We start from the raw sequence: 1,854 nt of genomic DNA, 5'->3' as shown, positions 1-1,854 counted from the left end.
CCCTCCAGCTAAAATTCACCAGGTAAAACGTCCGTCCGCCCCATAGAGCCAGTAGGTTGTCCTCTTGGTGTGGATGCATATAAAACTGCCAATAGCCCTGCGGATTGTTGGGGGGACTGATGGCCGGCCCATCGTGGTAAACCAAATCGCGGGCGTTGGATCGCGCAACCGTGATGTCAAAAAAACGCACGCCGGGAGTATCTCGAAATTGATGGAATGGCAGCAGGGCAAACATGGATCTCGACATAGGGACACTTGACCAACGACAGGAAGATAAAGAGGTTTTCACACTGTTTCCCGCTGTTTCGCAGTGTGAAGGGGAAGCTATGTCGTAGTTTAGTCAGGCGCGGCGGAGGGTTCAAACCTGAGATAGCATCACATCTATGCGCAGATCGAATAGATGGGATCCATGAACATCTCACAACTGCAAACCCTGGTGGCTGTGGTGGAGCGGGGGAATTTCAGCGATGCCGCTCTGCAATTGCACATTTCCCAGTCGGCGGTGAGCCGGGCCATTGCCAGCCTGGAGGAAGAACTGGGGGTGACCCTGTTGGTGCGCGGTCGCTTTGGGGCGCGCCTGACGCCGGTGGGAGAGCGACTGCTGCGCCATGTTCGCAAAATGCTGCAACTGCGGGAACAAATGGATTATGAGGCCAACCTGGAAAAAGGGTTGCGGGGGGGAAATGTGCGAGTTGCCGCTTTTCGCAGTGCTGCAACCCATTTGCTGCCGCCGGTGATCGCCCGCTTCCGCCAACAATTTCCCCAGATTACCCTCACCCTCACAGAGGAAGATCCGGCCACTGTTGAACATCTGTTGCGATCGGGCCAGGTGGATATTGGTCTATTGCCTCTGCCGCGGGCTGGTGAGGATCTACAGACGTGGGAGATTGCCCGCGATGAGTTCATTGTGTTGGTTCCGCTGAGTTTTGGGCCCCTGCCGGAAACCCTGACCTGGGAGGATCTTTCCCGTTTTTCCTACATTCTCTACAACTACGCCGAATGCACCACCGCGGTGCGGAACCACTGGGAAGCCGCTCACCAAACCCTCAAGGTGGCCTACTTGGTGAAGGAAGACTCCACCATTGTGAACATGGTGGCACAGGGTCTGGGGGCTGCCATCTTGCCCCGCTTGGCCGCCATCCCCATTCCCGAAGGGATCCAGATCCGCCGGCTGCCGATCCCACTGGAGCGGGTGATCGGGGCTGCCGTTCTGGCCTCTGCGCTGCATCCGCCTGCAGTACTTGCCTTCCTGGAAGCCTTGCGGGGAAACCCATCCCAGTTGCCAAGTTAACATTGCATCGGGAGTACAAGGCAGCTTTGTTGACACCACGCTCATCCATCCAGTGACGCAAGCATTGGTTGCGGACAAACTGGGCAGGGCCTCATCCAAGGCTTGGTATGGCGCTGGAGCGGCGTTGAGGAGTTTGGCTTCCCTGACCAGCATGGGTTTATTTCATTGCAGGTCTATATCATTGCAGGTCTATAGTCATTTCAAACTAGATTGAGACACCCCCGCTGCTGCCCAAACGTTCCACGCCGCTTCCACAATCACCTTTAGATCCTGTCCCAGAGGGAGAAAGGAGCTAGGAAGCAATGCAACGGAAATGTTTCATTCCTGTTTAAAATGACAACAACAGGGCAAAAACTGTCCTGGAAGGACGGGGCTTTAGACCCAGTTTTTGGGTAACGCAGTGAAAATCGGCGGCCAATGTACGTTGGGGCAAGGCCAGCAGATCCTCCCCCGCCAATTTTTGAAAAGACTTGCCCACCCCAGTTACCTTGCCCTTCAAGTGCGATCACTACCCTATCTCCAATCGCGCCGAGGAGATAGAGTTCTCCAGCCGTTGAAAGGGG

Annotated in this window: 2 protein-coding genes and 1 pseudogene; 1 reads left to right on the top strand and 2 read right to left on the bottom strand. The window is 55.6% G+C overall.

Annotated features, from left to right (window positions below):
- Positions 1-235, bottom strand: a pseudogene (locus NW837_RS07850) (redox protein); the annotation flags it as partial.
- A gap of 174 nt (positions 236-409) precedes the next feature.
- Between NW837_RS07850 and NW837_RS07845 the strand changes: the two are divergent.
- Complete coding sequence (locus NW837_RS07845) at positions 410-1,291, top strand: LysR family transcriptional regulator (protein WP_414330447.1); 882 nt, start codon at positions 410-412, stop codon at positions 1,289-1,291.
- 263 nt (positions 1,292-1,554) lie between these two features.
- Here NW837_RS07845 and NW837_RS07840 read toward each other — a convergent pair.
- Positions 1,555-1,854, bottom strand: a 300-nt coding sequence (locus NW837_RS07840; protein WP_414330446.1) for a hypothetical protein, incomplete at its 5' end; no start/stop codon positions are given.

It is taken from the genome of Synechococcus sp. R6-10 (assembly GCF_047461815.1).
GTDB lineage: Bacteria > Cyanobacteriota > Cyanobacteriia > Thermostichales > Thermostichaceae > Thermostichus.
The sequence above is the reverse complement of the archived record's forward strand: the minus strand, read 5'-3'. Positions and strand labels throughout refer to the sequence as shown.

Bases quoted from the DNA above. Each gene is read 5' to 3' on its own strand.
- NW837_RS07845 (WP_414330447.1), top strand. From the start codon at position 410: ATGAACATCTCACAACTGCAAACCCTGGTGGCTGTGGTGGAGCGGGGG.